This is a genomic window from Paenibacillus septentrionalis (assembly GCF_042659865.1).
Classification (GTDB): domain Bacteria; phylum Bacillota; class Bacilli; order Paenibacillales; family Paenibacillaceae; genus Pristimantibacillus; species Pristimantibacillus septentrionalis.
Map to the genome: position 1 here is coordinate 336,389 of NZ_JBHSTE010000003.1, position 25,837 is coordinate 362,225.

Sequence of the window (25,837 nt, forward strand, 5' to 3'; positions counted from 1 at the left end):
AAAAACTGTCCTTAGTAGAAAGGACAGTTATTTGGTTGCAGCATCGTTAGGGGAATACTTGTATCCAAATCCCCATACTGTTTTAATTAGTTTTGGTTCCTTCGGGTTTTGTTCGATTTTTTTTCGTAAATTCACGATATGTACATCGATAGAACGATCTGTTACGAATGAATCGAAGCCACGTATTGCACTAATCAGTTCATCTCTACTAAACACTTTATTGGGCGATGTAATAAAAAGTTTCATAATTTCATATTCCGAGAAAGTAGTCTCGATAGATTCTCCTCTAACGATTAACTGCCTGCGCTCATGGTCAAGCATAATAGTATCGTCGTCTTCAACCTGTAGTGAGCTCGACTCTTCCATTCTGGTAGTCATGTGAATGGAACGACGAATAAGCGCCTCTACTCTCGCTGTTAGCTCGTGCATGCTGAAAGGCTTGCTCAGATAATCATCAGCTCCCGCTTTGAGTGCGGATACACGTTCCGACACTTCGCTTCTCATTGAAAGAATCATAATAGGGATCGTTGATCGTTCTCTAACCTCTGAACACAAAACGATGCCATTCATGTCTGGCAGCATGAGATCTAGTAATAGCAGATGAGGCATAAATTGATCTATAAGCTGTAATCCCTGCTTCCCGTCGAAGGCTTGTTTCACATCGTAGCCTTCCTCTGTTAAATACATGGAAAGCATATCACTCATCATAACGTCATCTTCCACAACTAATACTTTATACATCGACGTCACCCTTATGGTTTGTTCGTTTCTGCGTTCCTTATATTGTCTTGTTACCTAATACTATACAACATCCTACCAATTCCGACAATCATTTGTTAGGAATCTATTAAGAAAATATTAAACAAATATTAGGAGTGGTCGATAACGGTTGTAATTTCATATAAGGTTTCATGCAACATCGCTTCAAGGTGATCGATGTAAACAGCCAGCATGGATGTCTCGTGCTCACGAGCAATTCGTTCTCCTTCTACTGCCAATTCAACGATTGCGCCTGCACCTAGATAGCTTGAGGCTCCCTTTAACGTATGCAGCGCTCTCGTGATCTCTTCATAGTTATTGCTTTCATACAGCTTTCTCAAGCGTGGAATAAATAATGAATAATCATTAAAGTACTGCTCGAGCATATGCAAATAAATGTTCAGCTTTCCATTGACGCGCTCAACAGCTGCTTTGGCATCAATCGTATCAAGTGACTCCAACTTGGCGTAAAGTCTCTCATTGTGCTCACGCGATGGTCGCAGGTCGTGACTAGTCACTGCAGGCTTTGCTTTATTCGAATATCTCTCGATAACCTGATTTAGCTGTTCCATAGCAATCGGCTTTGTAATAACAGCATTGATTCCCTGCAGCATGTAGTTTTCATGATCTGACGCAAGCACATTGGCCGTAACTGCAACAATAGGAAGCTCATGGAATTTGTCTTGGGCACGAATCAGCCTTGTTGCTTCCAGACCATCCATCTCAGGCATATGAATATCCATTAGAACTAGATCATAATGATTACTTTCAACAAGTCGAACAGCTTCTGCTCCGTGATTAGCAATTGTCACACTGCAATTGCAATGCTTCAGCATTTCGGCTGCTACCAGTTGATTCACTTTATTATCTTCAGCCAGCAGCACTTGTAAAATTGGTTCCGGTGTAGCTGCTGCTATCTCTTTAATACTTAACATTAATGACTCAGGCATATGCTCTTGCTGATCATGCTGTTTTTTGTGCAGCACCTGATCGATAGCATCTAAAAATCGCTTCTGCGTTACAGGCTTCGTCAAAATCGACTCAGGCTGCTGAGCAGGATCTAGCATTAGAAGCTCCTCGCGACCATAAGCCGTTGTAACGGCGATAATAGGTATGCCGCGAGTTGCTGCTTCCTTCTGAAAATCCAACCATGTTTCCATTCCATACATATCATTCATATCCATGTCCATAAGCATAAATGATGGATATGCGCCTTCACCTAGCCGCATTAAGCGAATATAGGCTTTCTTCCATGACTTTTTCTTTACCGAATTGTAATGGCGCTGCGCCAACAGCTTGGACCAATAAGCAGCCATCTTTTCATGATCCTCAATAATCCAAGCGACACTCTCAAGGCTTCGTACCTGTTTCACTGGCTCCGGTACGAAATGATGAGCTACTTTTTTGAAAGGCAAGCGGAAAACAAACTCACTTCCTTCATTCAGCTTGCTATCAACAGTTAAGTCGCCGCCTAATAACTCGACCAAGTTTTTTGAGATTACAAGACCAAGCCCTGTCCCTCCATATTTGCGCGTTGTTGAGGAATCCGCTTGTGTAAATGGCTTGAACAAATATTTCAACTGTTCCTCGGACATGCCGATTCCCGTATCTTTTACCGTAAACTCCAGTTGAATCTCTTCTTCACGTTCCATCATTACTCGAACCGACAGCTCGACCAGTCCATGCTCTGTAAATTTCACAGCGTTCACACACAGATTAGAAAGCACCTGCTCCAATCGAAGCGCATCTCCTATTAAGCTATGAGGAACATTCGCATCGATTTCGATTTTGAATTCAAACTGCTCCTTCCCGCCAAGAAACACACTAAGCTGGTCTGCCAGATGGTTAAACAGCACATGAATTTGAAAAACGGATAAATCCGGCTCGATCTTCTTAGCCTCAAGCTTTGAAAAATCTAATATATCATTCACGATGTTAAGCAGCATGTTGGAAGAATCCTTCATATGCTGCACATATTCCTGCTGTACATAATCAAGCTCCGTTTTTTGCAGCAGCTGCGACAGGCCAACGATTCCGTTAAGAGGTGTGCGAATTTCATGACTCATTAGAGCGAGGAAGTTGCTTTTTGCCTTATTCGCCTCTTCGGCAACCTCTGTAGCATGAACGAGCTTGCGCTGTACCTCCAGCTGCTCCGTAATATCTCGAGATATGCAAGAGAACATCGTCTCACCTGTAAATGAATCCTCATAGGCTACGATAATGATCGATACATTAATAAACTTTCCGGTAATGTTTTGAAATTGCGCTTCGCATTCAAAGAAGCCTTTCTTACGCGCTTCGATTGAGCCCTTCAGCAGCAGCTTGTACATATGCCCAGGCAAGAGACTTTTAAGCGACAAGCCCTCTAGCTCTAACTCCTCCTCGCCCATTCCTATTATTTTTCTACCTGCTTCATTAATGTAAATAATATTGCCCTGCTGATTAACGGAAGCTATCAGATCCTTCGCTGATTCAACAACCATCTGCAATCGATTCCGAACATTTTCCAGCTGTCTTTGTTCCGACATATCAGTTAATACGGCAATAATGCCAGAATAACGTCCACTTCTATCTCTTAAGCTGCTTGATCGATTGAATACAGGTGTTCTACGCCCGTTTCGGTTAATTATCGTCAGCTCAAAGTCATAGCTTGGATAGTGCTTGCGCAGCTCCAAGAAGAGCTCTATGCCCGGCTGAACCTCTCTACCAATTTCAAGCGAGAACTTTTCAGCCTTCTCTCGAACCTCTTCCATATCCATAAACAGCAACGGCGTAACCTTGCCTATAATTTCTTCCGAGCTGTAGCCAAGCATTTCCTCTGCTGCTCTATTCATATAAGTGATCACATAACGCTCGTCCATAACGAGAACAGGACTTTTATTTTGGTTAATGACTGCGTCAAGTCGATCAAACATAATTTGTAGACGCCCCATCATCCCATTAACGGTGCTTGCGAGAACACCAATTTCGTCCTTATTCCACGAGTTCAAATGATCCCCGTCAAAGTTACCTTCTGCCGCACGCTTTGTAACCTCCAATATGGATTCCAAGCGAGAAATGATCGTCTGAAAATACAAATAAAACACGATCCCAATTAATCCAATCGCGATCGCAATAATAATGAGCATGCGCCACAATGTTGGAGATGCAAGCTTATCGAGCGCTCCTAAATCCTTCACTTCCATAATAACCCAATTTGTACCAGCTATCTTTTGATAAAACACGATAAAATCGTTCATTAAAATGGATAGTTGCTCTTCGCCAGCTGGATTGCTTAATGCCCGTGCAGCAAGCTGCTTCAAGTTGCTGCGCAGGACAATATCCTGCTGCTCGGTAAACAGTGTTTGGATATGGTCGTAAATTAGCTCACCGCTATGATTGTACAAATACAAATTGCCCTCCTCGATTTGCAGCGTTTGTCTATAAGCTGCAGGAGGAAAGGCGTAAGCGGCGTATAACGCGCCAATTAATTCATTTGATTCGTCCATGCTGTATACCGGTACACTTATGAAGCCTGAACGTTCGCCCTCATGACCTGTCCGAACTGGATCTGTCAGGACAACATTGCCACGCAATGATCTTCCGATCGGAGTCTGTTCAACAACGGTTAATGGCTGTCCGGTTAAGCTCGTGATATTGCCTTCGCGGTTAACAAATCCGATTTCAGTATATTGAAATTCATTAAGAGCATGTTCTTGCTCCAAGTATTCCATCATCTTCTGAGTGTCACCTGAGCGAACCTCGTTTGTTCGGCTCATGACAAGCACCTCGGACTTTCGCGTCTCCAACCACGATTCAATAATAAATGACCGACTTTCTTGTTTTAGGCGAATTTTTTCAATTTCAGTTGCAACTATATCCTTTTTAATAGAGGTATAGTTGTATAAACCGACCAGCATAAATGGCACAAACGAAATCAAAACAATAATCAAAATTCCCTTAGTTCGAAGAGAAAGTTTGTTCATTAGGCTGGATCCTCCCTACAATCACTGGCTCATAACATCCTTATGGCTCGAAAGCATGTCGTCAATAAAGCATCTTTCTTCTTCCACGATTTTTTTCCATGCCTCAACGCAACGAGGATCAAAATGTTTACCACTTTCCTCCACTATGATCTGCATTGCTTTTTCATGACTCATCGCCTTTCGATAGGAACGAGATGAGGTTAATGCATCATATACATCCGCCACTGCTGTTACTCGAGCTACTAAAGGAATCGCTTCCCCTGCAAGCTGGTCCGGATAACCCGACCCATCCCACTTTTCATGATGGGAGCGGATGATGGATAATTCTTCAAGCATGAAGCCAACTTGCTTGCACATATTATAGCCATCAATTGGATGGCGTTCGATTAGCAATCGTTCTTGATCTGTTAGCTTTCCTGGCTTGTTTAACACGTAGTCTGGTATATTTATTTTGCCAACATCGTGAACGAGACCGCCTATTGCAATAGATTTAAGCTGTGAGGAGGACAACCCCATTTCCTCTCCCAGTTTTAACGCATAGACCGTAACGCGATAATTATGTCCTGCTGTGTAAGCATCTTTCGATTCTGTTTGTCTGACAAGCTCATTTACACTAGGTGTTTTATAAGTTTGAATCCAGCGATCAGGATCAGCGCGGTACAACTGCTTGACTGAAGCCGTAAGAGATTCCGTCTGAGTGTATTCATTTATAATGACGACCATCATTAGAACTAGGGACAACAGCAGCAGTACATGATACGCCCACCAGCCCGTATGATTTGGCGTTATCGAAAGAAGTACAACCTGTGCAGTGTTGATCCAGCCCGTGCTATACACAATCGCAAGCTGAATGGAAAACCGTGATGCAATATACGTAATCAGATGGCGGTACACCGTCCAAGTATTAAAGAGCAAGATAAACAAGGTCGTTAATCGTACCGTACTATGACCAAACACCTGCCATTTCCCATCAAAATCCTGCAAAAACCAAACCAGACAGCCAAGCATGATAAGTACTAAACACCAAAGCGGTACAAGTTTCATTCTGTGTCTAGCTAAAAATCGTACAAGACGATGATCAGCAGACAAGGAGCTAAGCCACAGCCAGCAAGACGAAAGCAGTAATGCCAGTTGCGCAAAAAGAAAGAAGTGCTGCTCAAGTGCTAGTCCATATCTCGGCAAGGATAGACCATGAAAAATGAGCATACCGCCAATTGAGACATACGACAGGGACACAAACAGAATCTTGATATTTCTTACCCGCTGTGCCACAATCCCCATTACCACTGCAAGCGTGATCGAAAGCAGTACGACAATGCCGATCATATATACGTATGAGGAATGTAAAAGTGCATCGTGAATACCTTGCTTTTGATCCAACCAAAAGTAAATAAACATTGGTAAAATCATCGCCAGTCCCAGCTTTAGCAGCACTAGTCCTCTAGAAAGCATAGGTGTTCCTCCGATCCTATTTCTCTATCTCTGTCAGCGTTAAAGCTGCTTAATCCATGTCCCGACTTCATCTACTGGCATTGGCTTTTTGAAATAAAAACCTTGCATAAGATGACAGCCTGCCGATTTCAAAAATTGAAGCTGCGATTCTGTTTCAACACCTTCAGCGATCAATTCGATGTGAAGCTGCTTCGCTAGATCAACAATTGAATTGACAATCGCTCGCTTGGCAGGCGTTTCGTATTGCTCGATATACGTTTTATCGATTTTTAATGTTTGAAATTGTAGCTGCTCCAGCGAACCCAAGAACGAATAACCTGACCCGAAATTATCCATCGATAATTTGACGCCTAAGTTTTGCAACGGTTCAATCTGCTCTCCTACAAATGAACCGCAATTCATCATAATCTGCTCAGTGATCTCTAATTCAAGCAGATTAGGCTTGAGTCTCGTCGTTTCCAATGCGTGTCTAGTCATCACATAAAGTCGATCTGATTCTATTATTTTACTTGTTAAATTGACAGAAACGACTAACTCGTCCTCACTCCCCAAATTCCATTCATAACAGTCCTGACAAGCTGTTTCCAGTACCCACTCCGTGATAGGCAAAATCAATCCTGTTTCTTCTGCAATCGGAATAAATTCATCAGGTGGGATAATACCAAGGGAGGCATGTGTATACCTTAACAACGCCTCAAAGCCGATTGGGCGATTCGTGCTAATATTCCATTTAGGTTGGTAGTAAATCTGGAACGTTTTTTTGATGAGCGCCTCCCGCAGCCCCTTCTCAATCTCCATCCTTCTGATCACTTTCATTTCCATGTCATGGTTATACTCACAAAATTGATTTTTTCCTAGGTTTTTAGCGTAGTACATAGCGGTATCTGCTGCCTTCAGCAAGCTATCCTTCGTGACGCCATGCTCTCCTGCATAGCTTACACCGATACTGCCAGTAACCTCGAGCTGGTGCTTGCCTAATACGAAAGGCTTCCGGATTTCATTAAGCAGCTGTGTTACAAACTTCAGCACCTCTGTTTTATCGTTGTAAGGAACAACGATAAGAAACTCATCTCCCCCGATGCGAAATACGAGCTGCTTATGTTTCCGAAGACGCTCGCCCATATTTTGAATTAATTGATCACCGATATCATGTCCAAGTGTATCGTTAATGTACTTAAATTGATCAAGATCAATGAACATAACAGCCAGCTTGCGGTTTACTAATGATGTATTTCTAAAATATTCATTCATGGCATGTCGATTACTTAACCCAGTTAATGAATCGGTATATGCCATTCGCTTATAAACTACCTGCTCCCAAACTTGAGCAAGCCACGTTAACAAAATAATAATAATAATCGATGCGAGAACTGTAATTAATAGACGAGTCGGCGCCTGAATCTTCGCCTGATCTGCAATATATGATGGATCGATGCACCAAAATGTGCTTGCCTCCATCCCTACATAATGCATCCCCGTTACAGCCAGTGCCATTAGTGCAGCAGATAGTGATCGCACAACAAAGCCTTCATGCGTCATTTTCATTCGCACAAATAAATTCAATGCTGCATAGGAAGCGATAAAGGCTATTAAAGCAGATACACTCCACATGAAAGGATCATAGCTTAAGGTCATAAATTCACTTTTCATCGATGACATGCCAACATAATGCATCGTGACAATGCCTGATGCCATAAATAGGCTGGCTAACAGCAGCTTACCTTGTGTTATTTTCGTACTCGTAACATAGAAGGCTAATAGAGACGCTCCTATGCTAGCAAGAACAGAGATAACAGATTTTCCGATATGATAATCTACCATTACTGGTAAATGAAAAGCAATCATTCCAACGAAATGCATCGTCCATATGCCGCAGCCCATAACAAAGCCTGCAATAAACAACCAGCCCCAAGTAATTTTACCTGGTATCATAGTAACCTTTTTAATTAAGCCTAAAGCTTGATAGGAAGTGAAAAAAGCTATTATTAACGACAATACTACAATCCATATATTATAACTGCCAGTTAACGAGACCAAAATATACCTCCACCGTTCACCTTAAATAAGTATTCTATTAATTATACAATATATTAACTAAGTTCCATATGACTGGACTCCAATTTCTAGTAAATTATTTTGTGTTTATGTACTGGACCAGCTTAGAATTTTTTTCAACAAAAAACTGTATAGGCTTTTTCCTTAAAGCCCATACAGTTTCAATAGTTATTTAGATCAAAAATAATCCCTACTTTCTTTACTATTATGATACATGCCTCTATATTATTTTAATTCGAACCAGCATTAAAGTAATAATTCGTTACTGATAAGGAAATAAATTTATTACTATTAATGTAAAAACATCTTCGTTACTCCAATTACTTTAACACAATATATTCGGGTCTTGTTGTGTTAGTTTTCATTTGTGTGACCTGCATCACAAACCCGACTTAACGAATCATTCATTTCTGGTATTATTAGAAAACGCTTTTAATTTAAGGTTATATTAATGTTTTTCATTGTAAAATTTGTTATAGTAGTAGCATATCTTTTTAATATTGAGAGGAGCTTAAATGAATGGATAATAAAGAATCGCAATCTCAGGAATTTACGACGAACAACGAGGTTGCGGAAAACGCATCTGTTGTTAAGGATGCAGTAGCAAGTCAAGGACCAGAAAAAAATAGCTCAAAAAGCAATCCTTTTTGGATGATCGCATCAATCATACTAGCAATTGCGCTAGTAGTAGTTATTATCTTCCCGCTTGGTGGCGGAAGCAAAGAAGAAACTCTTGCAACAGTGAACGGAACTAAAATTACAACAAATGATTTGCTAGATACGTTGCAACAATACTACGGCGACAGCATTACAAGCGTTCTTGACCGCATGATTACAGAAGAAGTGGTTGGACAAGAAGCAGAAGCTAATAACATTACGTTGACAGATGCTGACCTTAATGCTGAAGTTTCTGCATTAAAAATTGATTACGGCTCTGATGAAAACTTCCAAAGCTTCCTTGCTTACTATGGAATGACTGAGGATGATCTTAAAAATGAATTAAAGCTAACAACTCTTGTTCGTCTATTGCTTCAAGGCTCTGTAGACGTAACAGATGAAGAAGTTCAAGCGTATTACGATGAAAACAAAGCTACTCTTGGCGGCACTGAAGAAAAAGTTCGTGCTTCTCATATTCTTGTAACGGACAAGGCATTGGCAGAGGACATTTTGGCTCAATTGAAAAATGGAGCTGATTTTGCAGAATTGGCTGCTGAATATGGTACAGACGGAACAGCAACTACTGGCGGTGATCTTGGATTCTTCTCATATAGTGGAATGGTAGAACCATTCTCCAAAGCAGCTTTTGCACTTGATGTCAATGAGCTAAGTGATATCGTTGAAACGGAATACGGCTATCACATTATCTTGAAAACAGATTATCAGGAAGCAACTGAAGCTGATTTTGACAGTGTGAAAGATGCTATCAAAATCAAACTCGTTAACGAAGAAATCTATGCGAACAACAGCACGTACACAGATGACCTACGTGCAAAGGCTAAGATTACAAACCATATGGCAGAAACTACTGCTGTTGAAGCACCAGTTGGGGATGCGCCTGTTGGGGATGCGCCTGTTGGGGATGCGCCTGTTGGGGATGCGCCAGCTGGGGATGCGCCTGTTGAAGTGCCAGCTACGGATGCACAATAAATATCATCATATCGGACAAGCTAAAGACTTGCGTCAATCGACGCAAGTCTTCTTTTTTAATTTCAAGTCAGCATAATATAATAAGCCGCAATAGTTGAGTGGCTGTTCGAGACCAGCGAGCGAAACAATCTAAAAAAATAAAGCGCGCGGAGCCTATGCTCCGCACGCTTTATTAATAGCTTCCTTCACCCGCATCCAGCTTCTCGACAATTGCAATACTGCTGCTGGCACCAATTCGGCTTGCACCAGCCTCGATCATCGCCATCGCTGTTTCATAATCTCTTATACCACCAGAAGCCTTTACGCCGATCTGAGGGCCTACTATGCTGCGCATTAGTTGAATATGCGCTGTCGTTGCCCCTCCCGTACTAAATCCTGTTGATGTTTTTACAAACTGAGCTCCTGCCTGAACAGAAAGTCTACACGCTTCCGCTATTTCTTCATCCGTTAGCAAGCTTGTTTCAAGAATAACCTTTACGATCGCTTGATTAGCAGCAGCAGCAACGACGGCCTCAATATCCGATTTGACTGCACTTAAAAACCTACTTTTTAAGTAACCGACATTGATCACCATATCGATTTCTGTTGCTCCATCGCGAATCGCCTGCTTCGTCTCCATCGCTTTTATTGCGCTGGAGGAAGCACCTAACGGGAAACCAATAACTGTAGTAACTCCTACATCATTAGCCTGCAGCTGGTCAGCAGCTAGCTTTACCCAACAAGGATTTACACAAACAGTCGCAAATTCATATGCTGATGCTTCCTCACACAGCTTAATAATTGCCTGTTCAGTCGCATCTGGCTTCAGTAAGGTATGATCAAACATTGCGGATAATTGCTTACGATTCATAAAAACCCTCCTTTCTCAGCTCGATGTCTATTATTGTACCTTGGAAGACATCAAATTACTATGAAAGGAACTATACACTTATAATTATAAAAGGTTGAGTATTTTTATACATGTTGAATGCAAATTACTATACACATAGTACAAATCATGAGTAAAAGCATGGTCATGATTACCCTGCGTATCATGACCAGCTTATTGTATTACAGAAGCTCTTTACGAAGCTCTGCAGCGGATTTTGGAGATAGATGTCCGATTGGAATATCGAATACAGTCTTTGCACCCGCTTGACCTTCCTTGTGAAGCTTGTATGCAGCACGTGCATAAGCTACAAGAACACTTGAAGTGAACTCTGGATTACTTTCCAGCTTCAAGCCAAACTCCATAATTTGAGTCGTATTTTCTCCTGTTTTACCACTATGAAGCACGATACCACCGTGCGGCATAGCTGAGTGATTTTTCTTGAGCTCTTCCTCAGAGACAAAGTGAACCACTGTATCGTAATCAGCAAAATAGTTAGGCATCGTAACGATGGTCTCTCTAATTTGCTCAAGATCAGCACCTTCTTCAGCGACTACATAGCACTCGCGAAGATGCTTCTCACGTGTTGTAAACGATGGATCTTCACCGTTGCGAACACGCTGAACAGCTTCCTCAACAGGAATCGTATATTGCTTGCCGTCTTTCACACCAGGAACACGACGAATGGCATCTGAGTGGCCTTGGCTCACGCCTTTGCCCCAGAACGTATATGCGTTGCCTTCCGGAAGAATAGCTTCAAACAATAAACGGTTGATAGAGAACAAGCCTGGGTCCCAGCCAGTGGAAATAACAGCCACTTTATTGCTATTAACCGCACCAGCGTTTACTTCCTCGTAGTATTCAGGAATACGCGCATGCGTATCGAAGCTGTCTACTACGTTAAACATTTTCGCAAATTGAGGACCTTGCTCTGGAAGATCAGTAGCTGAACCCCCACACAAAATCATCACATCAATGTCATTCACAAATTTTTCTGCGTCTTCAATCGAATATGCTTTAGTGTTCGAAGAGATCGTTGCAGGGTCTCTACGAGTGAAAATTGCATCCAATTGCATATCCGGATTTTGCGCGATGGCTAATTCAACTCCACGGCCCAAGTTGCCGTATCCTACGATTCCAACGCGAATCCGATTTGTCATGTATAAAACTCACCTTTCTGCTTTTAAATTAAAAGTTAACTTTCCTCTTCCGTATTAAACCCAGCCTCTTGCTTCCATTGCAGCAGAGATGCGTTTAATGGCAATCATATAAGCGGCCTTGCGAAGGTTTACATTGTATTCTTTCGCAAGATCACGAACTGCCTTATAAGAGTTAATCATATTTACTTCCAACTTTTCAAGTACTTCTTGCTCACTCCAGTAGTAGTTCATTAGGTTTTGTACCCACTCGAAGTAAGAAACCGTAACGCCACCAGCGTTAGCAAGTACGTCTGGAATTACGATAATGCCTTTTTCAGTCAAAATACGATCTGCTTCTGGCGTTGTAGGACCATTCGCAGCTTCTGCAATGATCGATGCCTTGATGTTGTTAGCATTTACAGCTGTAATTACGTTTTCTAGCGCAGCTGGAACAAGTACGTTCACATCAAGCTCAAGCAGTTGCTCGTTGGAGATGTGATATTGTTGACCGTAGTCAAGAATAGATGCGTTATCTTTAAGTTCCCCTACTTTAGCAAGATCCAAACCGTTAGGATCATAGATACCGCCTTTAGAGTCGGATACCGCTACTACTTTACAGCCAGCTTCTTCAAGAAGATGAGCTGCAATGCGACCTGCGTTACCAAAACCTTGAACTGCAACAGTTGTTTCTGCAGGTGATTTGCCCATATCTTCAAGTGCTGCAAGAATTGTGTATACACAGCCTTGAGCAGTCGCTTCATTACGGCCTTGAGAACCGCCAAGAATAATTGGCTTACCAGTAATTACGCCAGGAGAATTTACGCCAGCAATTTTGCTGTATGTGTCCATCATCCATGCCATTGTTTGAGCATTAGTATATACGTCTGGAGCCGGGATATCTTTTTGTGGACCAACAAATGATGCGATAGCTTCCATGAAACCACGGCTAATACGCTCTAGCTCACCTTTGCTGTGTTCGCGCGGGTTACAGATAACGCCGCCTTTACCGCCGCCATATGGCAAGCCAACTACGCCGCACTTGAAGCTCATCCACATAGAAAGTGCTTTAACTTCGTCCAATGTCACATCTGGATGGAAACGAATTCCGCCTTTAGTAGGACCGATCGCATCGTTGTGTTGAGAACGGTAGCCTTCAAATACACGTACAGAACCATCGTCCATTTTCACTGGAAAGTTTACAGTAAGCACACGCATTGGGCGCTTCAAGACATTCGTAATATGCTCTGGCAGGTTCAATAGTGCTGCCGCTGCATCAACCTGCTGTTGTGCAATCTCATAAGGATTTAGAGTTTCTTGAATAACTGATACTGTCATTTTAGATCTGCCCCTCGTTTTAGAATTCGATCACCTGATTGTGTCGTTATGTACAGCATACTCTCTAATTTGTATTTTGGGAAGAATTTTGTGTGCATTTAGTGCAAACTTTTTTTCAAATATTACATTGTAAATTTTCATAACGTTAATATGTAACATATTATAAACAAAGTCGATAAGCTTCACTTACATACAGGGAATATTTTGAAATTACGACGTATTACCATAGAGAAATTGTGAACCATTACAAATAATATGTTAGGTATTTGTATGTTTTATTCGTTTATTAGTGATGCATTCACAAAAAAGTTCCAGCTCCAACACAAATCAATCCCCAACATGCATACAAACTACCTTGTTTTATCTCATGTCCAGATTAAAAAGTTCACAATTTATTCACAAATTTATAGCCCTGATTTCCTGTATACAAAAAGTGCAAATCGCTCATAAATTTATTTTTTAGTGTAATAAAAAACACTTATCTGCTACTCTATGCGAGTGAACAGATAAGTGTTTTTGGTATTCTTTGCACTAATTTACGTGAATCTTATTACTTGCGATGCATCTTAAATTCTAAAAACAGATCGTTGTAATGCGAGAGCATTCTAGGACCTAAATTCTCGTACACTTCAAGCCTTTCAGTAAGCTCCTCATCCGGATAGAATCGCTCATCGCTAGAAATTTCTTCATCCAGCAGCTCGAGTGCTGCTGCATTTGGCGTAGAGTAACCCACATACTCTGTATTTTGTGCCGCGATTTCCGGATCAAGCATAAAGTTAATGAATTGATGAGCACCGTCAATGTTACGCGAAGTTTTAGGGATAACCATATTATCGAACCAAAGGTTCGAGCCCTCCTCTGGTACGATATAGTCCAGCGCTTCGTTTTCCCACATAATCTCCGCTGCATCACCAGACCATACTAAAGCCGCTGCTGCTTCCTCACCGGCCATTAGCATTTTAATCTCATCCCCAACAATCGCTTTTACATTAGGAGTAAGCTCGGACAGCTTCTCAATCGCCTCCTGCAAATGCGCTTCATTCGTATCATTCAAGGAGTAGCCTAATGAGTTTAAGCCCATGCCAATCACTTCTCTAGCCCCATCGAGCAGGAAGATGCTGTTTTTTAGCTGCTCATCCCATAGATCATCCCAGCTCTCAAACGTGAGATCGCCAACTAAGTCGGGATGAAAAACGATTCCAACCGTTCCCCAAAAATAAGGAATCGAATATTCATTGCCTTCATCGAAGGAAAGATCCAAAAAGCGCTGATCAATATATTGCAAATTTGGGATTAGGCTATGATCGATTGGGAGCAGCAAGTCTTCATCCTTCATCTTTTCAATTGCATATTCTGAAGGAATGCTAATATCAAAGGTTGTTCCGCCCTGCTTGATTTTCGTCATCATCGCTTCATTCGAATCAAACGTTTGATAGATCACCTTCAAGCCGCTTTCTTCCTCAAAGCGGGTAATCAGCTCAGGGTCGATATAATCTCCCCAGTTGTAGATGGTAAGCGTATTGTCTCCCGCATAGCCCTCGCTTTTGTTCAAGTAGCTTGCAAGATAGATTAAAGCAAAGCTCGTTGCAAATATAAGCACAAACATTTTAGTAAGCTGCTTCATCCTTATACACCTCCGCTCAACGGACGCTGATTGCGACGCTCAATGTAGTAATAGCCGATAACCAGAACAATCGTGAACAAGAAGATCAATGTAGATAGTGCATTGATCGAAAGCGATACGCCTTGGCGAGCACGTGAGTAGATCTCAACAGCGAGCGTTGAATAGCCATTTCCTGTTACGAAAAAGGTTACAGCAAAATCATCCAGGGAATACGTCAGCGCCATAAAAAATCCTGCATAGATCCCTGGTTTAATATAAGGCAGTACGACACGAGAGATAACTTGCCAAGGACTAGCACCCAAATCTCGTGCTGCATCAATTAAAGAATTGTTCATTTCCTGCAGCTTCGGCAGTACCATGATCACGACAATTGGAATACTGAATGCGATATGGGAAAGCAGCACTGACGTAAAGCCGAGCTGAATACCGACTATCGTAAACAAAATCAAAAACGATGCACCAATAATAACGTCAGGACTGACGATTAGCACAGTGTTAAGCGTAAGCAGAGTTGCCTTTGATTTGGATCGAATAAAATGAATAGCGATCGCGCCAAATACACCAATGATCGTTGCAATAGCAGCGGACAGCAATGCAATAATAAAAGTATTAAGCACAATAATCATTAATCTCGTATCCTGCAGCACTTCGCTATAATGCTCCAGTGTAAAGCCGTCAAACCCCTGCATTGTACCTCCGCTGTTAAAGGAGTACACCATCAAGTAAACAATTGGGGCATAAAGCACAACAAAAACAGCAATCAAATACAGGTTAGAGAGCTTGAATTTAGCGTTTGACAATGACTAGCCCTCTCTTTCTTAGGCCCATCAATCCCATAACAAGAGCCATAATGATAATAAGGAATACAGCGATCGTCGCACCCATTCCCCAATCCTCCGTCACGAGGAAATGCTGCTCAATCGCTGTACCAAGTGTAATGACACGGTTTCCGGCGATCAGACGAGTCAGCATGAATAGCGACAGCGCTGGAATAAATACGGCGATACAGCCTGCTTTCACACCATCAAGCGTTAGCGGGAATATCACCTTGCGGAACGTTCCCCATGGCGATGCCCCCAAATCACGTGCCGCATAAATGAGAGAAGGGTTCATTTTCTCAAGTGCATTGTAAATCGGCAAAATCATAAACGGAATAAAGATATAGACGGACACAAACACAAAGCTGAAGTCCGTAAATAAAATTTGCTGATTGCCAATTCCGATTGTTTCAAATATCGCATTAACGACGCCATAGGTACCGAAGATTCCAATAAATGCATACGCTTTTAGCAATAAATTAATCCAGCTCGGCAATATGATAAGCAGCAGCCAAAGCGATTTATGCTTTGTTTTTGTAAGCAAATAAGCTGTCGGATAAGCTACTGCCAACGAGAAAAAGGTAATGAGCAGTGCATACCAGAAAGAGCTTAATGTCATTTTCATATAAACTGGTGTGAAAAATTTCTCGTAGTTGGCAAACGTAAACTCTCCCTCAACATTAAAGAAGGAATAGTAAACGATCAACAGGATTGGAGCCACTACGAACAACACAAGCCACACCATATACGGTATTAGATAGATCGTGCGAGTTCTAGCTTCCATGGTTCATCTCCTCGCCAGCATTTCCTTTCGTCTCTGTTGAGGTTTCTTCATACGATTCCAGACGCTTATCGAATTCTTCCTCCGTCTCCCCAAGCCGCATAACATGTATCGCCTCAGGCTCAAAATACAATCCGATGCGCTCGCCTACCGTTGCCTTGCGCGTACTATGTACCAGCCATTCATTGTTGTTGTCATCGTAGCAGCATATCTCATAGTGAACACCACGGAACAGCTGAGAATCTACTCGTGCGAGCAGCTGGCTCGTTTCGGTTCCGACAATCTCAATGTCCTCTGGGCGAATGACGATATCGACAATTTCATTCGGATTCAAGCCCTGGTCTACACATTCAAAGCGTTTCCCTGAAATTTCAACCTCAAAGTCTTTGATCATTTGGCCTTTTACGATATTCGATTCTCCGATAAAGTCTGCGACAAAACGGTTGATCGGCTCATCATAGATGTCGATTGGAGAACCTGACTGCTGAATTACTCCTTCATTTATTACGAAAATCTCATCACTCATCGCAAGTGCTTCTTCCTGATCATGGGTAACGAATATAAAGGTGATGCCTAACCGGCGCTGCAGCTCTCGCAGCTCATACTGCATTTCGGTACGAAGCTTCAGGTCAAGCGCAGACAGCGGTTCATCAAGCAGCAAAATTTCAGGCTCATTTACAATTGCTCGCGCAATGGCAACACGCTGACGTTGTCCGCCTGACATTTCGGTGATTTCGCGATTTTCATAGCCACTAAGGTTAACGAATTTTAATGCCTCGGCTACTTTATCTTTTATTTCAGAGGCTTTCATCTTTTTTATGCGTAAGCCAAAGGCAACATTTTCAAATACATTCAGATGCGGGAATAGCGCGTAATCCTGAAATACTGTATTTACCTGCCGTTCATTAGCTGGTGTTTGGTTAATTAGCTTGCCATTAAAATAAATATTCCCTTCTGAGGGTGCAGTAAAGCCTGCAATTAGACGCAGTATTGTCGTTTTGCCACAGCCAGAAGGACCTAAAAGCGTATAAAACTTTCCACGCTCTATTTCAAAGCTGACATTTTTCAGTACAGCAGGGTCCTGATCGCTATATTGCTTCGATACACCCTCAAAACGAATAATCGTTTGATCCATTTCCATAACTCCTTTACCAGTGCAATTAAGGTGATTATACATGATTACTCTGAAATTGTGTTTAAATTCGACATCCTCTTCTATAACATTATTGCAAATGTCGGTTGTTTCCATTCGGCGCTCCGCCATTCTCTGGTTAACGCTCGAACATTCAGCGCTACGTCTTTCTCTGCTTAACGCTCGAACATTCAGCGCTACGTCTTTCTCTGCTTAACGCTCGAACATTCCTGCGGAATGGAGGTCACTTTTAACCAGAGAATGACTCCGCTGGAGCGGTTTTCGGGGATCAGCTTTGTAGATGTTGAGGGCGGATTCAGGGGCACTTGGGGGTATCTCAGCGCTGTGACATCCTTGCTCTTCGCTCAACATTCCTTCGGAATGGAGGTCGCGTTTAGAGCTCGGTTGTCGCAGCTGGAGCGGTTTTCGGGGATCAGCTTTGTAGATGTTGAGGGCCGATTCAGGGGCACTTGGGGGTATGCGACTTCCTTGCTCTTCGCTCGACATTCCTTCGGAATGGAGGTCGCGTTTAGAGCTCGGTTGTCGCTGCTGGAGTGGATTTGGGGGATCAGCTTTGTAGATGTTGAGGGCGGATTCAGGGGCACTTGGGGGTTTCTCAGCGCTGTGACATCCTTGCTCTTCGCTCAACATTCCTTCGGAATGGAGGTCGCGTTTAGAGCTCGGCTGTCGCTGCTGGAGTGGATTTGCGGCTGACCTTTGTAGATGTGTGAGGGCCGATTCAGGGGCACTTGGGGGTATACTCAGCGCTCCGTCTTTCTCTGCTTAACGCTCGAACATTCCTGCGGAATGAGGGTCGCTTTTAACCAGAGAATGACTCCGCTGGAGCGGTTTTTGGGGATCACCTTTGTAGATGTGTGAGGGCTTATTCAGCGGCACTTGGGACAACTCAGCGCTGCGACTTCCTTGCTCTTCGCTCAACATTCCTTCGGAATGGAGGTCGCGTTTAGAGCTCGGATGTCGCTGCTGGAGTGGATTTGGGGCTGACCTTTGTAGATGTATGAGGGCGGATTCAGGGGCACTTGGGGGTAACTCAGCACTGCGACTTCCTTGCTCTTTCGCTCAACATTCCTTCGGAATGGAGGTCGCGTTTAGAGCTCGGCTGTCGCTGCTGGAGTGGATTTGCGGCTGACCTTTGTAGATGTATGAGGGCCGATTCAGGGGCACTTAGGGGTAGTTCAGCCCTGCGACTTCCTTGCTCTTCGCTCAACATTCTGCTGGTAAAATGAAACAAAGTTAACATATATATCGTTGTTTATATTGAGCTTCAACCTAAACATTTATTAATAATTAGAATGCTATTTTTTGTTTCGGTCAGTATAAGAATGAGTAAACCTAGGGAGTGATGATAATGCCTAGAAGACGCGTCTATATCCACTGTTTTATCATAGCTTTATTACTATTAGTACTTGGATGCCAGAGCAAACCATCAGCTGATGATTCGGATAAGAGTATTCAAGATAATTCACATGGACTATATGTTGAGCTAGATGACCTGAACAATCACGATAATGATTTGAAAAAGGTTGAAGAGTTACAGCCGATTATTAGAGTAGTCGATGTTCGGACAGAAGAACAGACAACAATCGAGGTCACGTTAGCAAATCAGATCTATATAGCAGAGGATGCCGTAAATAAATCGAATAAGATATTTATGACAGATGTTCGAGGACCTCAATTGTTAGATCCGTTTACAGGAGATGTCCAACCGATCCAGCTTGAAACTAGTAAGAATGATGTGAACAACAGGTATAACTATTATTTTCCGGACACATTTTTTGAAAATACAAATTATGTAATTGAATCGTTGAAAACTTTATATCGCTATGACAATGAGGGTAACAAAACAGCCATTTGGGTAGGGCCTAATAATCAGCCAATTTACGGTTTTGCGGTATCCCCCCATGAAAGCCGAATCGCAGTTTTAATTAGTGCTGATAATCATATAGCTGGAGCCAAATCTGATTTGATTATATTAGATACAGAGGGCAAGGAACTTATGGCAATTGAACAAGTCGCATATACAGGGAAAAGCGACGGAGTGATACCAAAAATTGACCTCAAGTGGATGGATGAGTTTACGTTGCACATACCTACTGAAATTGCTGCAGATGAAGGTTATGAATTTGGTAAAAGAGTCATCACCTTAAAGGATGAAAAACCAGTTATTACAGAGTCGATTCGTTCAGGTTGGGAATTTGACTCAAGGGTCTATCCATCTCCAAGTGGTGAGCATGTTGTACGGGTTAGCCAAGAAGAAGGAATATACTTCGTCCCGGATAAAGAAGATGAGAAATTACTGGGCAAAGGATATTTCCTCGGCTGGTTGGATATGCATCGAATTGCTTGGTATGAAAGCTACAACGAAGAATATCCTGAATCCACCGCTATATTTTAATGACAGTACGATAAAGGAGGCTAGAGTCTTGAAAGTATCGTATTTATTTGCCGCTTGTTTGCTCTTGTTCGTTTTGCTGGTTGGATGTTCAACTGAGGCTGCTAAGGAGAATGATTTGTTACATGATTATGCACTTGCAAAAAGAATTGCTGCTAAAAGTCTTTCTTCCGAACAACGAAAGGAAATCTTGCCTTGGAAGCTGGAGACGGTGACTCCTGTCTCTGCTTCAAGCATTCCTAGCTTCATTCAAACCGATGACTTGAATCCCGATTCCCTTATTTATAAGGTACAGTTCTATACGAGCAAGGATGAGATTTTAGGTCCTATCGGTGTGTATGTCGATGTGGCGAGTCAAGCCGTAGTAGGTCACCAGCTTAGAAATTAGCTCAAGTATAAGTTAACCCCACACCATTCAAACGCCCTCGTCACTAAAATAGGGAGCCCTCGTCATATCCAAATGACTGTGAGCTCCCTTATGATTTAACAATCAACAGGTAAATTACTATGCTATCATCGTACCTTCTTGTCCGCGTTCTCCACGCTGGTTGCGTCTGTAGCTAATCGTCATATATAGGAAGGTTATGACTGAGCATACAAGTGCAAAGGCTAGCAACATCCATACATTTTCCCAGTACATGCTCATATTGTTGCTCGAAATTGCCTGTTTAAATCCAAGGACAGAATAAGTCATTGGCAGGAATGGATTAACCGCCTGCAGCCAGTTAGGCACAAGCTCTAATGGGAATGTTCCAGCTGAGCTTGTAAGCTGCAGGATGAGCAGTACAATCGCAACAAACCGACCTGCATCGGCAAGTGTAACGACTAACAGCTGTATCAGCATCATAAACGTAACGCTTGTTATGACGATAAATCCGAAATAAGCGAACATGTTGGCTACTTCTAGATCAAGCAGCACAAGTGCAGCTCCTCCAAGGATTAAGGCCTGCAGCACAGAAACCAGCAACACGGTAAAGGTTTTCCCTGCATACCAGCTTGCGCCGCTTTTCGGCTTAAGCGCAGGCTCTCGCATGGAATATACAATGGTTAACAACATACAGCCGACATATAGCCCAAGGGATATAAAGTATGGAGCAAACCCTGTACCGTAGTTGGGAACAACGGTGTATGCATCCTTCTCCACCTCAACAGGCTTGGAAAACTGATGCTTCATATCCTCTGTAAGCGTAAGATTCAACGCCTTTCCGTCTGCTCCACCTAGACCTTCCGCTAATTCTGATGAGCCGTCTTCCAGCTGCATCAGACCGCCAGCCAACTCTTTCGCCCCATTTTCTAGTTTATGATTACCTTCTATCAACTGAGAAAACGAGTCTGGAAGCTGAGACAAGCCTTGAGATAATTGTTCGGCTCCTGCTGCAGCGGATTCTGCTCCATTTGTCAGTTTAGCAGCACCTTGACCTGCCTCCTTAACTGCCGAAGCAAGCTGCTCTGTGCCTGTAGCTAAACCGTCAAGTCCGCCAGCGACTGCCTGTGATCCAGCAAGTAGCTCTGCCTCGCCATGCTCCTTATCCAGCAGTCCTTGAACGAGCGCATTACTTCCCGCTAAAAGCTGCTTAAACGATTCGCTCGCTGCCAGCTGCTCATTTTGCTGAGCAAGCTGCTGCAGACCTGCCTGAAGCTGCATTGCCCCCTGCTTTAAAGCGGTCGTACCCTCATTTGATTGCAACAATCCTGCATCAAGAGTAGCGTATTGACTGTTTAATTGCTTCGCACCGCTATTCACCTTTTCACTTGCTTCGTTAATTTGCTGCAAACCATTATTCAATGAGTTGCTGCCGCCTTTTAATTCGGCCAGTCCTGCAGATAGCTGCTTGCCTGCCGTATTCAAAGTATTAGCTCCTGCTTGAAGCTTTCCTAGTCCGTCACCGAGAGCCTGCTGTCCCTCGACGAGCTGATCCGCGCCTGTTCGAGCGTCGGCAGCGCCGTTAGCAATCTGTACGGCACCTTCACTCGCAGTTTCGAGTCCTTCTACTGCATTACCAATCTTGTCGTAAATCGCAGAAACGTAGGTTTCGGTTATTTGCTGATTGAGTAAAGATGCAAGCTCCTTAACAGCAGTATCTCCGATCTGTGCAGCCAAGAAATTGTAAGCCTCGTTAGGCGTATAAATTAATTGTGCTTGCTGTGGTGCATCTGATGTTAGCGAAACGGCATGCTCGGAAAACTGCTCTGGAATTTCAAGCATCATATAGTAGCGATTTTCCTCCATCCCTTTCAACGCTTCTTGCTTCGATACAAAGATCCAGCTAAAATCATCAGATTCCTTGAGCTTATCTACAAACTCATCACCAATGGATAACGTCTCTCCTTCAAATTGAGCTCCCTTATCCTCATTGACAATTGCCACTGGTACCTTATCCAATCTAGCATACGGGTCCCAAAATGCACCCAAAAACAATACGGAATAAAGCAATGGTACAAGCATAATCGCAATAACAGGTACAACTACCTTTGGATTACGAACAATACTGCTTAATTCTGAAGTGATTTGATTTCCTTTTGACATCTGCAAAACCTCTCCTGTCTAACTGACCATTTTCCTCATTTGGTCATTTTAGTTGAAAAAGAACGGCACCTCCATTAAGAAAGCGCCAACCCTCTTTCTAAATAAAATCTTAATTGTGTAGCAATTTCACTTTTTTCCATAGCATGCTGCTTACTCCACTCCACAGCAAGAGCCATGTACAGCTTCATAATAACGAAAGCCGTTAGCTGCGGGTTGCACGGTTTTATTTCATTGCGTTCAATAGCGGTACTTACTTTATCAGCAATATGATCAATGATAAGCTGTTCCATCTGGCTAATTGCCTCTATCGCCATTGGGGTTCCAATCTCACGAACCTCTTGTGTCAGCTTCAACGCCAATTCATGATCCTTACGAAATTCAAGCAACGCATTCAACGCTTCCGTCATTCGATCGAAAAAGCTTGATTTTTCATCCATGACTCGCTCGGATGCAAGCTTCATCTCACGCAGCATCCGGTTTAACACTTCCTGAAAAAGCTCTTCCTTATTTGAAAAAAACGTATAAATTGTCCCTTTCCCTACGTTGGCTATTTTCGCAACCTGTTCCATCGTCGTTCCTTTATATCCAAAAAGCGCAAACGACTTATTGGCTGCATCGACAATTAGCGCACGTCGATCAACATTCATCCCCTCGCCTCCTATCATTGACTTTCTGACTGAATGACCAAATTCAAATTCCGGTCAATAATCACATTTTAGATGATTGCTTCTCATTTGGCAAGAGGTATTATTGAAACTTGGCGATTCATCCTATAAACAGCTATAATAAAATATACACCATTACATATCTTATTAAAGGAGATTAACATATGAACGTTACTGAAATTACAACTGCAGAGCAATGGGAGCAAGCCTTTGAACGCTCAAAGGATCATCCGATCGTAATATTCAAGCACAGCACAACTTGTCCAGTTAGCGCAAATGCCTATGAGGAATTTTCCAACTACTTATCTGACAAGCCGCGTAGTGATGCTGAATATTTACTAGTCAAAGTCATCGAATCTCGCCCTATCTCCTTGCAAATTGCGGAGGATACAGGCATCAAGCATGAATCTCCTCAAATTATGCTGTTGCAAAATAAAGAAAAAGTGTGGAGCGCATCCCACTGGTCCGTCACAAAAGCTCATATTACAGCGGTTTTGGATTAGGATTACAGACAAAAGCAGAGACTTCGAGTAGATTCCTTCGAAGCTCTGCTTTTTTGTCTAACGATAAAGGCGATATTTTCGACCATATCTCGCTCCATAGTGGACGATACGTGCCAAGGCTGCTCGATCTCCTACCAAAACAAACATACGGTGATCAGGTCTTGTATTAAATTCTAAAATCCAAGGCTTCAAGTTGTAATCAAGCGCAATATCCAAACCAATTTCTTTTTGTGAAGGCCAATATTTTTTCACTTGATGCATAACAGCTAGACTTAGCTGACGAATACGCGGCATGGCTATACTGCGCTGATGAGAGGTAAGTAAACTGTCGACGGTTCCTACCGCTCCTCCACCACCTCCATTACTAACCACTCTTCCACCTTGTGAAATACGTGCTGCTATTCCTGTAATCTCAAAGCTTCCTCGTGGGCTTTGCTGAACAACTACACGAAAATCGTAGACTCTTCCACGGTAACGCAGTGAATGAATACCTTTCTGAACGATGTAACGCTCTCCCTTAGTTCGCCTTACGATTGATGCGTACAAGGAATTAAAGCTGGAATAACTCATTACATTCGTTCCTGCATGGCTCGTATAGCGCGTCCCATTTTTCGTAATTCGAATGACACCTCGTCCAAGCGAACCATTTTTAGGCTTAATATATACCATGCCATAACGAGTAATCATTCGTAGTAGTGAAGCTTTTGTCATGTAACTGGTAGGTGGGATATGAGAACGAATGTATTCGTTACCCTTCAGAATTGAAGTCTTGAGCAGCTTATCGGAGCGTCTCACCTTCTTTTTCGCTGAAATTGATGCCTTTGGCTGCTTCATGTCGATTACTCCTTTCTAGAGTCATCCTTCTACAGCATATGTTTCGCGAACAAGGTTCGACATGGACATCTAACTGATTAGGTAACTGCAACAAATTATGCTAAAATATAAGGTAAAACCAACATAGAAAAGGAGTATGATTCATGCGTCATTTTACACATCTTGCTCTTCTTATAAGCATCTTGCTTATCATTAGCGGCTGTGGTGAAGGCAATAATGAGCAAAAGAATCAAGCCGGACAGCCACAAGAGGAAATCGTATATTCCAATGACTCACTTGAACTGCTTGATTCAAGCAAGCACCCTGAGGTTACCATCGAAATGAGCAATGGTGGTATAATCAAGGTAGAGCTTTATCCTGAAATTGCACCAAACACGGTCAGCAACTTCGTATCCCTAGTTCAAGAGGGCTATTATGACGGCGTTATCTTTCACCGCGTCATTCCTGGCTTTATGATCCAAGGAGGCGACCCAACTGGCACTGGTAAGGGCAATCCCGGCTACTTCATTAAAGGAGAGTTTACCGCAAATCAATTCGACAATCCTATGGTCCATAGTCGCGGCGTCATTTCCATGGCACGTTCAACAAGTATGGACAGCGCCGGATCTCAATTTTTCATTATGCATGCAGATTCACCGCATCTGGATGGCAATTATGCAGCCTTCGGTGAGGTAACCGAAGGCATGGAAGTTGTTGATGTAATTGTTGCGCAAGAGCGTGACCGTGAAGATAAACCGCTTGATCCGCTTGTCATGACAAAGGTAACGGTTGATCTTCGTGACAGCGAGCTTCAGGAGCTTGTGAAGCAGTAATCATTCAGCGACTTACGTCAATACTTATATCTTTTGAAAGGAGGAGAGGCAAATGATTTTAAAGGACCCTAACAATCCGCAAGCCAACAAGGAAATTCCTATAACCAAGGTCAGAAGCAATCAGCTGGGCATTGTATTGTCGATCGCTATTGCGATTGCAATCCAGCAGCCATGGATTATCGCGATTGTATGGCTCATTCAAGTGTTAACTATTCTATTTGGACCTGGAGCTAACGTATTCGTCACATTGCTTGAGCCGCTAGCCAAAGCCTTATATCGCAAAAAGGAAACAGAGGCTGCTGAGTTGGTCAAATTCAATCTCAGTCTAGGCATCACCTTCCTGACGCTTTCCATGGCCTGCTTATCCATGCAATGGACATTAGCAGCTTATATTCTGGCAGGTTTAATGGGAGTCGCTGCACTGGCTGCCTTGCTGGGTTACTGCATTGGCTGCACCCTCTACTTTCAATATAAAAAATACAAGGCACTGCGCAGTCATACCAAATAA

At 42.7% G+C, this 25,837-nt stretch carries 21 protein-coding genes; 7 read left to right on the top strand and 14 right to left on the bottom strand.

Annotation, left to right across the window (positions count from 1 at the left end; genetic code table 11):
* Positions 1-27 precede the first annotated feature (27 nt).
* From ACFP56_RS09835 to ACFP56_RS09850, 4 genes are all read right to left on the bottom strand, one after another.
* Positions 28-741 carry a response regulator transcription factor gene (locus ACFP56_RS09835; RefSeq protein ID WP_379233857.1) on the bottom strand — a complete coding sequence of 238 codons (714 nt, stop codon included), beginning with the start codon at positions 739-741 and terminating at the stop codon, positions 28-30.
* A gap of 128 nt (positions 742-869) precedes the next feature.
* Positions 870-4,724 (bottom strand): response regulator, encoded by a 3,855-nt coding sequence (locus ACFP56_RS09840; protein WP_379233859.1) that lies wholly within the window; start codon positions 4,722-4,724, stop codon positions 870-872.
* Positions 4,725-4,745: 21 nt separating this feature from the next.
* Positions 4,746-6,176: an HD-GYP domain-containing protein gene (locus tag ACFP56_RS09845; protein ID WP_379233861.1), complete on the bottom strand. Its 1,431-nt coding sequence runs from the start codon at positions 6,174-6,176 to the stop codon at positions 4,746-4,748.
* 39 nt (positions 6,177-6,215) lie between these two features.
* On the bottom strand, positions 6,216-8,213 hold the full coding sequence (locus ACFP56_RS09850; RefSeq protein WP_379233863.1) for a putative bifunctional diguanylate cyclase/phosphodiesterase: 1,998 nt from the start codon (positions 8,211-8,213) through the stop codon (positions 6,216-6,218).
* A 537-nt stretch (positions 8,214-8,750) separates the two neighbouring features.
* Between ACFP56_RS09850 and ACFP56_RS09855 the strand changes: the two genes are divergently transcribed.
* On the top strand, positions 8,751-9,878 hold the full coding sequence (locus ACFP56_RS09855; protein WP_379233865.1) for a peptidylprolyl isomerase: 1,128 nt from the start codon (positions 8,751-8,753) through the stop codon (positions 9,876-9,878).
* A 172-nt stretch (positions 9,879-10,050) separates the two neighbouring features.
* Here the strand turns inward: ACFP56_RS09855 and deoC are convergent, their stop codons facing one another.
* The 7 genes from deoC to ACFP56_RS09890 all read right to left on the bottom strand — a co-directional run bounded on the left by deoC (position 10,051) and on the right by ACFP56_RS09890 (position 17,578).
* A complete protein-coding gene (gene deoC, locus ACFP56_RS09860) occupies positions 10,051-10,728 on the bottom strand; it encodes a deoxyribose-phosphate aldolase (protein WP_379233867.1) in 678 nt (225 codons plus the stop codon).
* Between the two features lie 200 nt (positions 10,729-10,928).
* Positions 10,929-11,906: a diaminopimelate dehydrogenase gene (locus ACFP56_RS09865; RefSeq protein WP_379233869.1), complete on the bottom strand. Its 978-nt coding sequence runs from the start codon at positions 11,904-11,906 to the stop codon at positions 10,929-10,931.
* Positions 11,907-11,960: 54 nt separating this feature from the next.
* Positions 11,961-13,220 carry a Glu/Leu/Phe/Val family dehydrogenase gene (locus ACFP56_RS09870; RefSeq protein ID WP_379233871.1) on the bottom strand — a complete coding sequence of 420 codons (1,260 nt, stop codon included), beginning with the start codon at positions 13,218-13,220 and terminating at the stop codon, positions 11,961-11,963.
* 550 nt (positions 13,221-13,770) lie between these two features.
* Positions 13,771-14,844, bottom strand: coding sequence for an ABC transporter substrate-binding protein (locus ACFP56_RS09875; RefSeq protein ID WP_379233873.1), 1,074 nt, complete (start codon positions 14,842-14,844; stop codon positions 13,771-13,773).
* A 2-nt stretch (positions 14,845-14,846) separates the two neighbouring features.
* Positions 14,847-15,614: an ABC transporter permease gene (locus ACFP56_RS09880; protein WP_379234657.1), complete on the bottom strand. Its 768-nt coding sequence runs from the start codon at positions 15,612-15,614 to the stop codon at positions 14,847-14,849.
* 16 nt (positions 15,615-15,630) lie between these two features.
* Complete coding sequence (locus ACFP56_RS09885; RefSeq protein ID WP_379233875.1) at positions 15,631-16,446, bottom strand: ABC transporter permease; 816 nt, start codon at positions 16,444-16,446, stop codon at positions 15,631-15,633.
* The gene (locus ACFP56_RS09890; RefSeq protein WP_379233878.1) at positions 16,436-17,578 is read right to left on the bottom strand and encodes an ABC transporter ATP-binding protein; all 1,143 of its coding nucleotides are present in this window, start codon (positions 17,576-17,578) and stop codon (positions 16,436-16,438) included. The genes ACFP56_RS09885 and ACFP56_RS09890 overlap by 11 nt, the downstream gene beginning before the upstream one ends.
* Before the next feature lie 342 nt (positions 17,579-17,920).
* Here ACFP56_RS09890 and ACFP56_RS09895 point away from each other — a divergent pair, with 342 nt between their 5' ends.
* The 3 genes from ACFP56_RS09895 (at position 17,921) to ACFP56_RS09905 (ending at position 20,376) form a co-directional block, all read left to right on the top strand.
* Positions 17,921-18,289, top strand: a complete 369-nt coding sequence (locus ACFP56_RS09895) for a hypothetical protein (protein ID WP_379233880.1) — start codon at positions 17,921-17,923, stop codon at positions 18,287-18,289.
* Positions 18,290-18,944: 655 nt separating this feature from the next.
* Complete coding sequence (locus ACFP56_RS09900) at positions 18,945-19,991, top strand: hypothetical protein (protein ID WP_379233882.1); 1,047 nt, start codon at positions 18,945-18,947, stop codon at positions 19,989-19,991.
* A 28-nt stretch (positions 19,992-20,019) separates the two neighbouring features.
* On the top strand, positions 20,020-20,376 hold the full coding sequence (locus tag ACFP56_RS09905; protein WP_379233884.1) for a hypothetical protein: 357 nt from the start codon (positions 20,020-20,022) through the stop codon (positions 20,374-20,376).
* Between the two features lie 117 nt (positions 20,377-20,493).
* On the opposite strand, the gene ACFP56_RS09910 is transcribed toward ACFP56_RS09905, so the two are convergent.
* A complete protein-coding gene (locus ACFP56_RS09910) occupies positions 20,494-22,515 on the bottom strand; it encodes a YhgE/Pip family protein (RefSeq protein WP_379233886.1) in 2,022 nt (673 codons plus the stop codon).
* 74 nt (positions 22,516-22,589) lie between these two features.
* On the bottom strand, positions 22,590-23,162 hold the full coding sequence (locus ACFP56_RS09915) for a TetR/AcrR family transcriptional regulator (protein WP_379233888.1): 573 nt from the start codon (positions 23,160-23,162) through the stop codon (positions 22,590-22,592).
* 182 nt (positions 23,163-23,344) lie between these two features.
* Between ACFP56_RS09915 and ytxJ the strand changes: the two genes are divergently transcribed.
* Entirely contained in the window at positions 23,345-23,683 is a 339-nt protein-coding gene (ytxJ, locus tag ACFP56_RS09920) for a bacillithiol system redox-active protein YtxJ (RefSeq protein ID WP_379233890.1), read from the top strand.
* A 57-nt stretch (positions 23,684-23,740) separates the two neighbouring features.
* Here ytxJ and ACFP56_RS09925 read toward each other — a convergent pair whose 3' ends face one another.
* A complete protein-coding gene (locus ACFP56_RS09925) occupies positions 23,741-24,517 on the bottom strand; it encodes a YheC/YheD family protein (RefSeq protein WP_379233892.1) in 777 nt (258 codons plus the stop codon).
* A gap of 143 nt (positions 24,518-24,660) precedes the next feature.
* Between ACFP56_RS09925 and ACFP56_RS09930 the strand changes: the two genes are divergently transcribed.
* Both ACFP56_RS09930 and ACFP56_RS09935 read left to right on the top strand, forming a co-directional pair.
* Positions 24,661-25,329 carry a peptidylprolyl isomerase gene (locus ACFP56_RS09930; RefSeq protein WP_379233895.1) on the top strand — a complete coding sequence of 223 codons (669 nt, stop codon included), beginning with the start codon at positions 24,661-24,663 and terminating at the stop codon, positions 25,327-25,329.
* Positions 25,330-25,381: 52 nt separating this feature from the next.
* Positions 25,382-25,837: a DUF4395 domain-containing protein gene (locus ACFP56_RS09935; RefSeq protein WP_379233897.1), complete on the top strand. Its 456-nt coding sequence runs from the start codon at positions 25,382-25,384 to the stop codon at positions 25,835-25,837.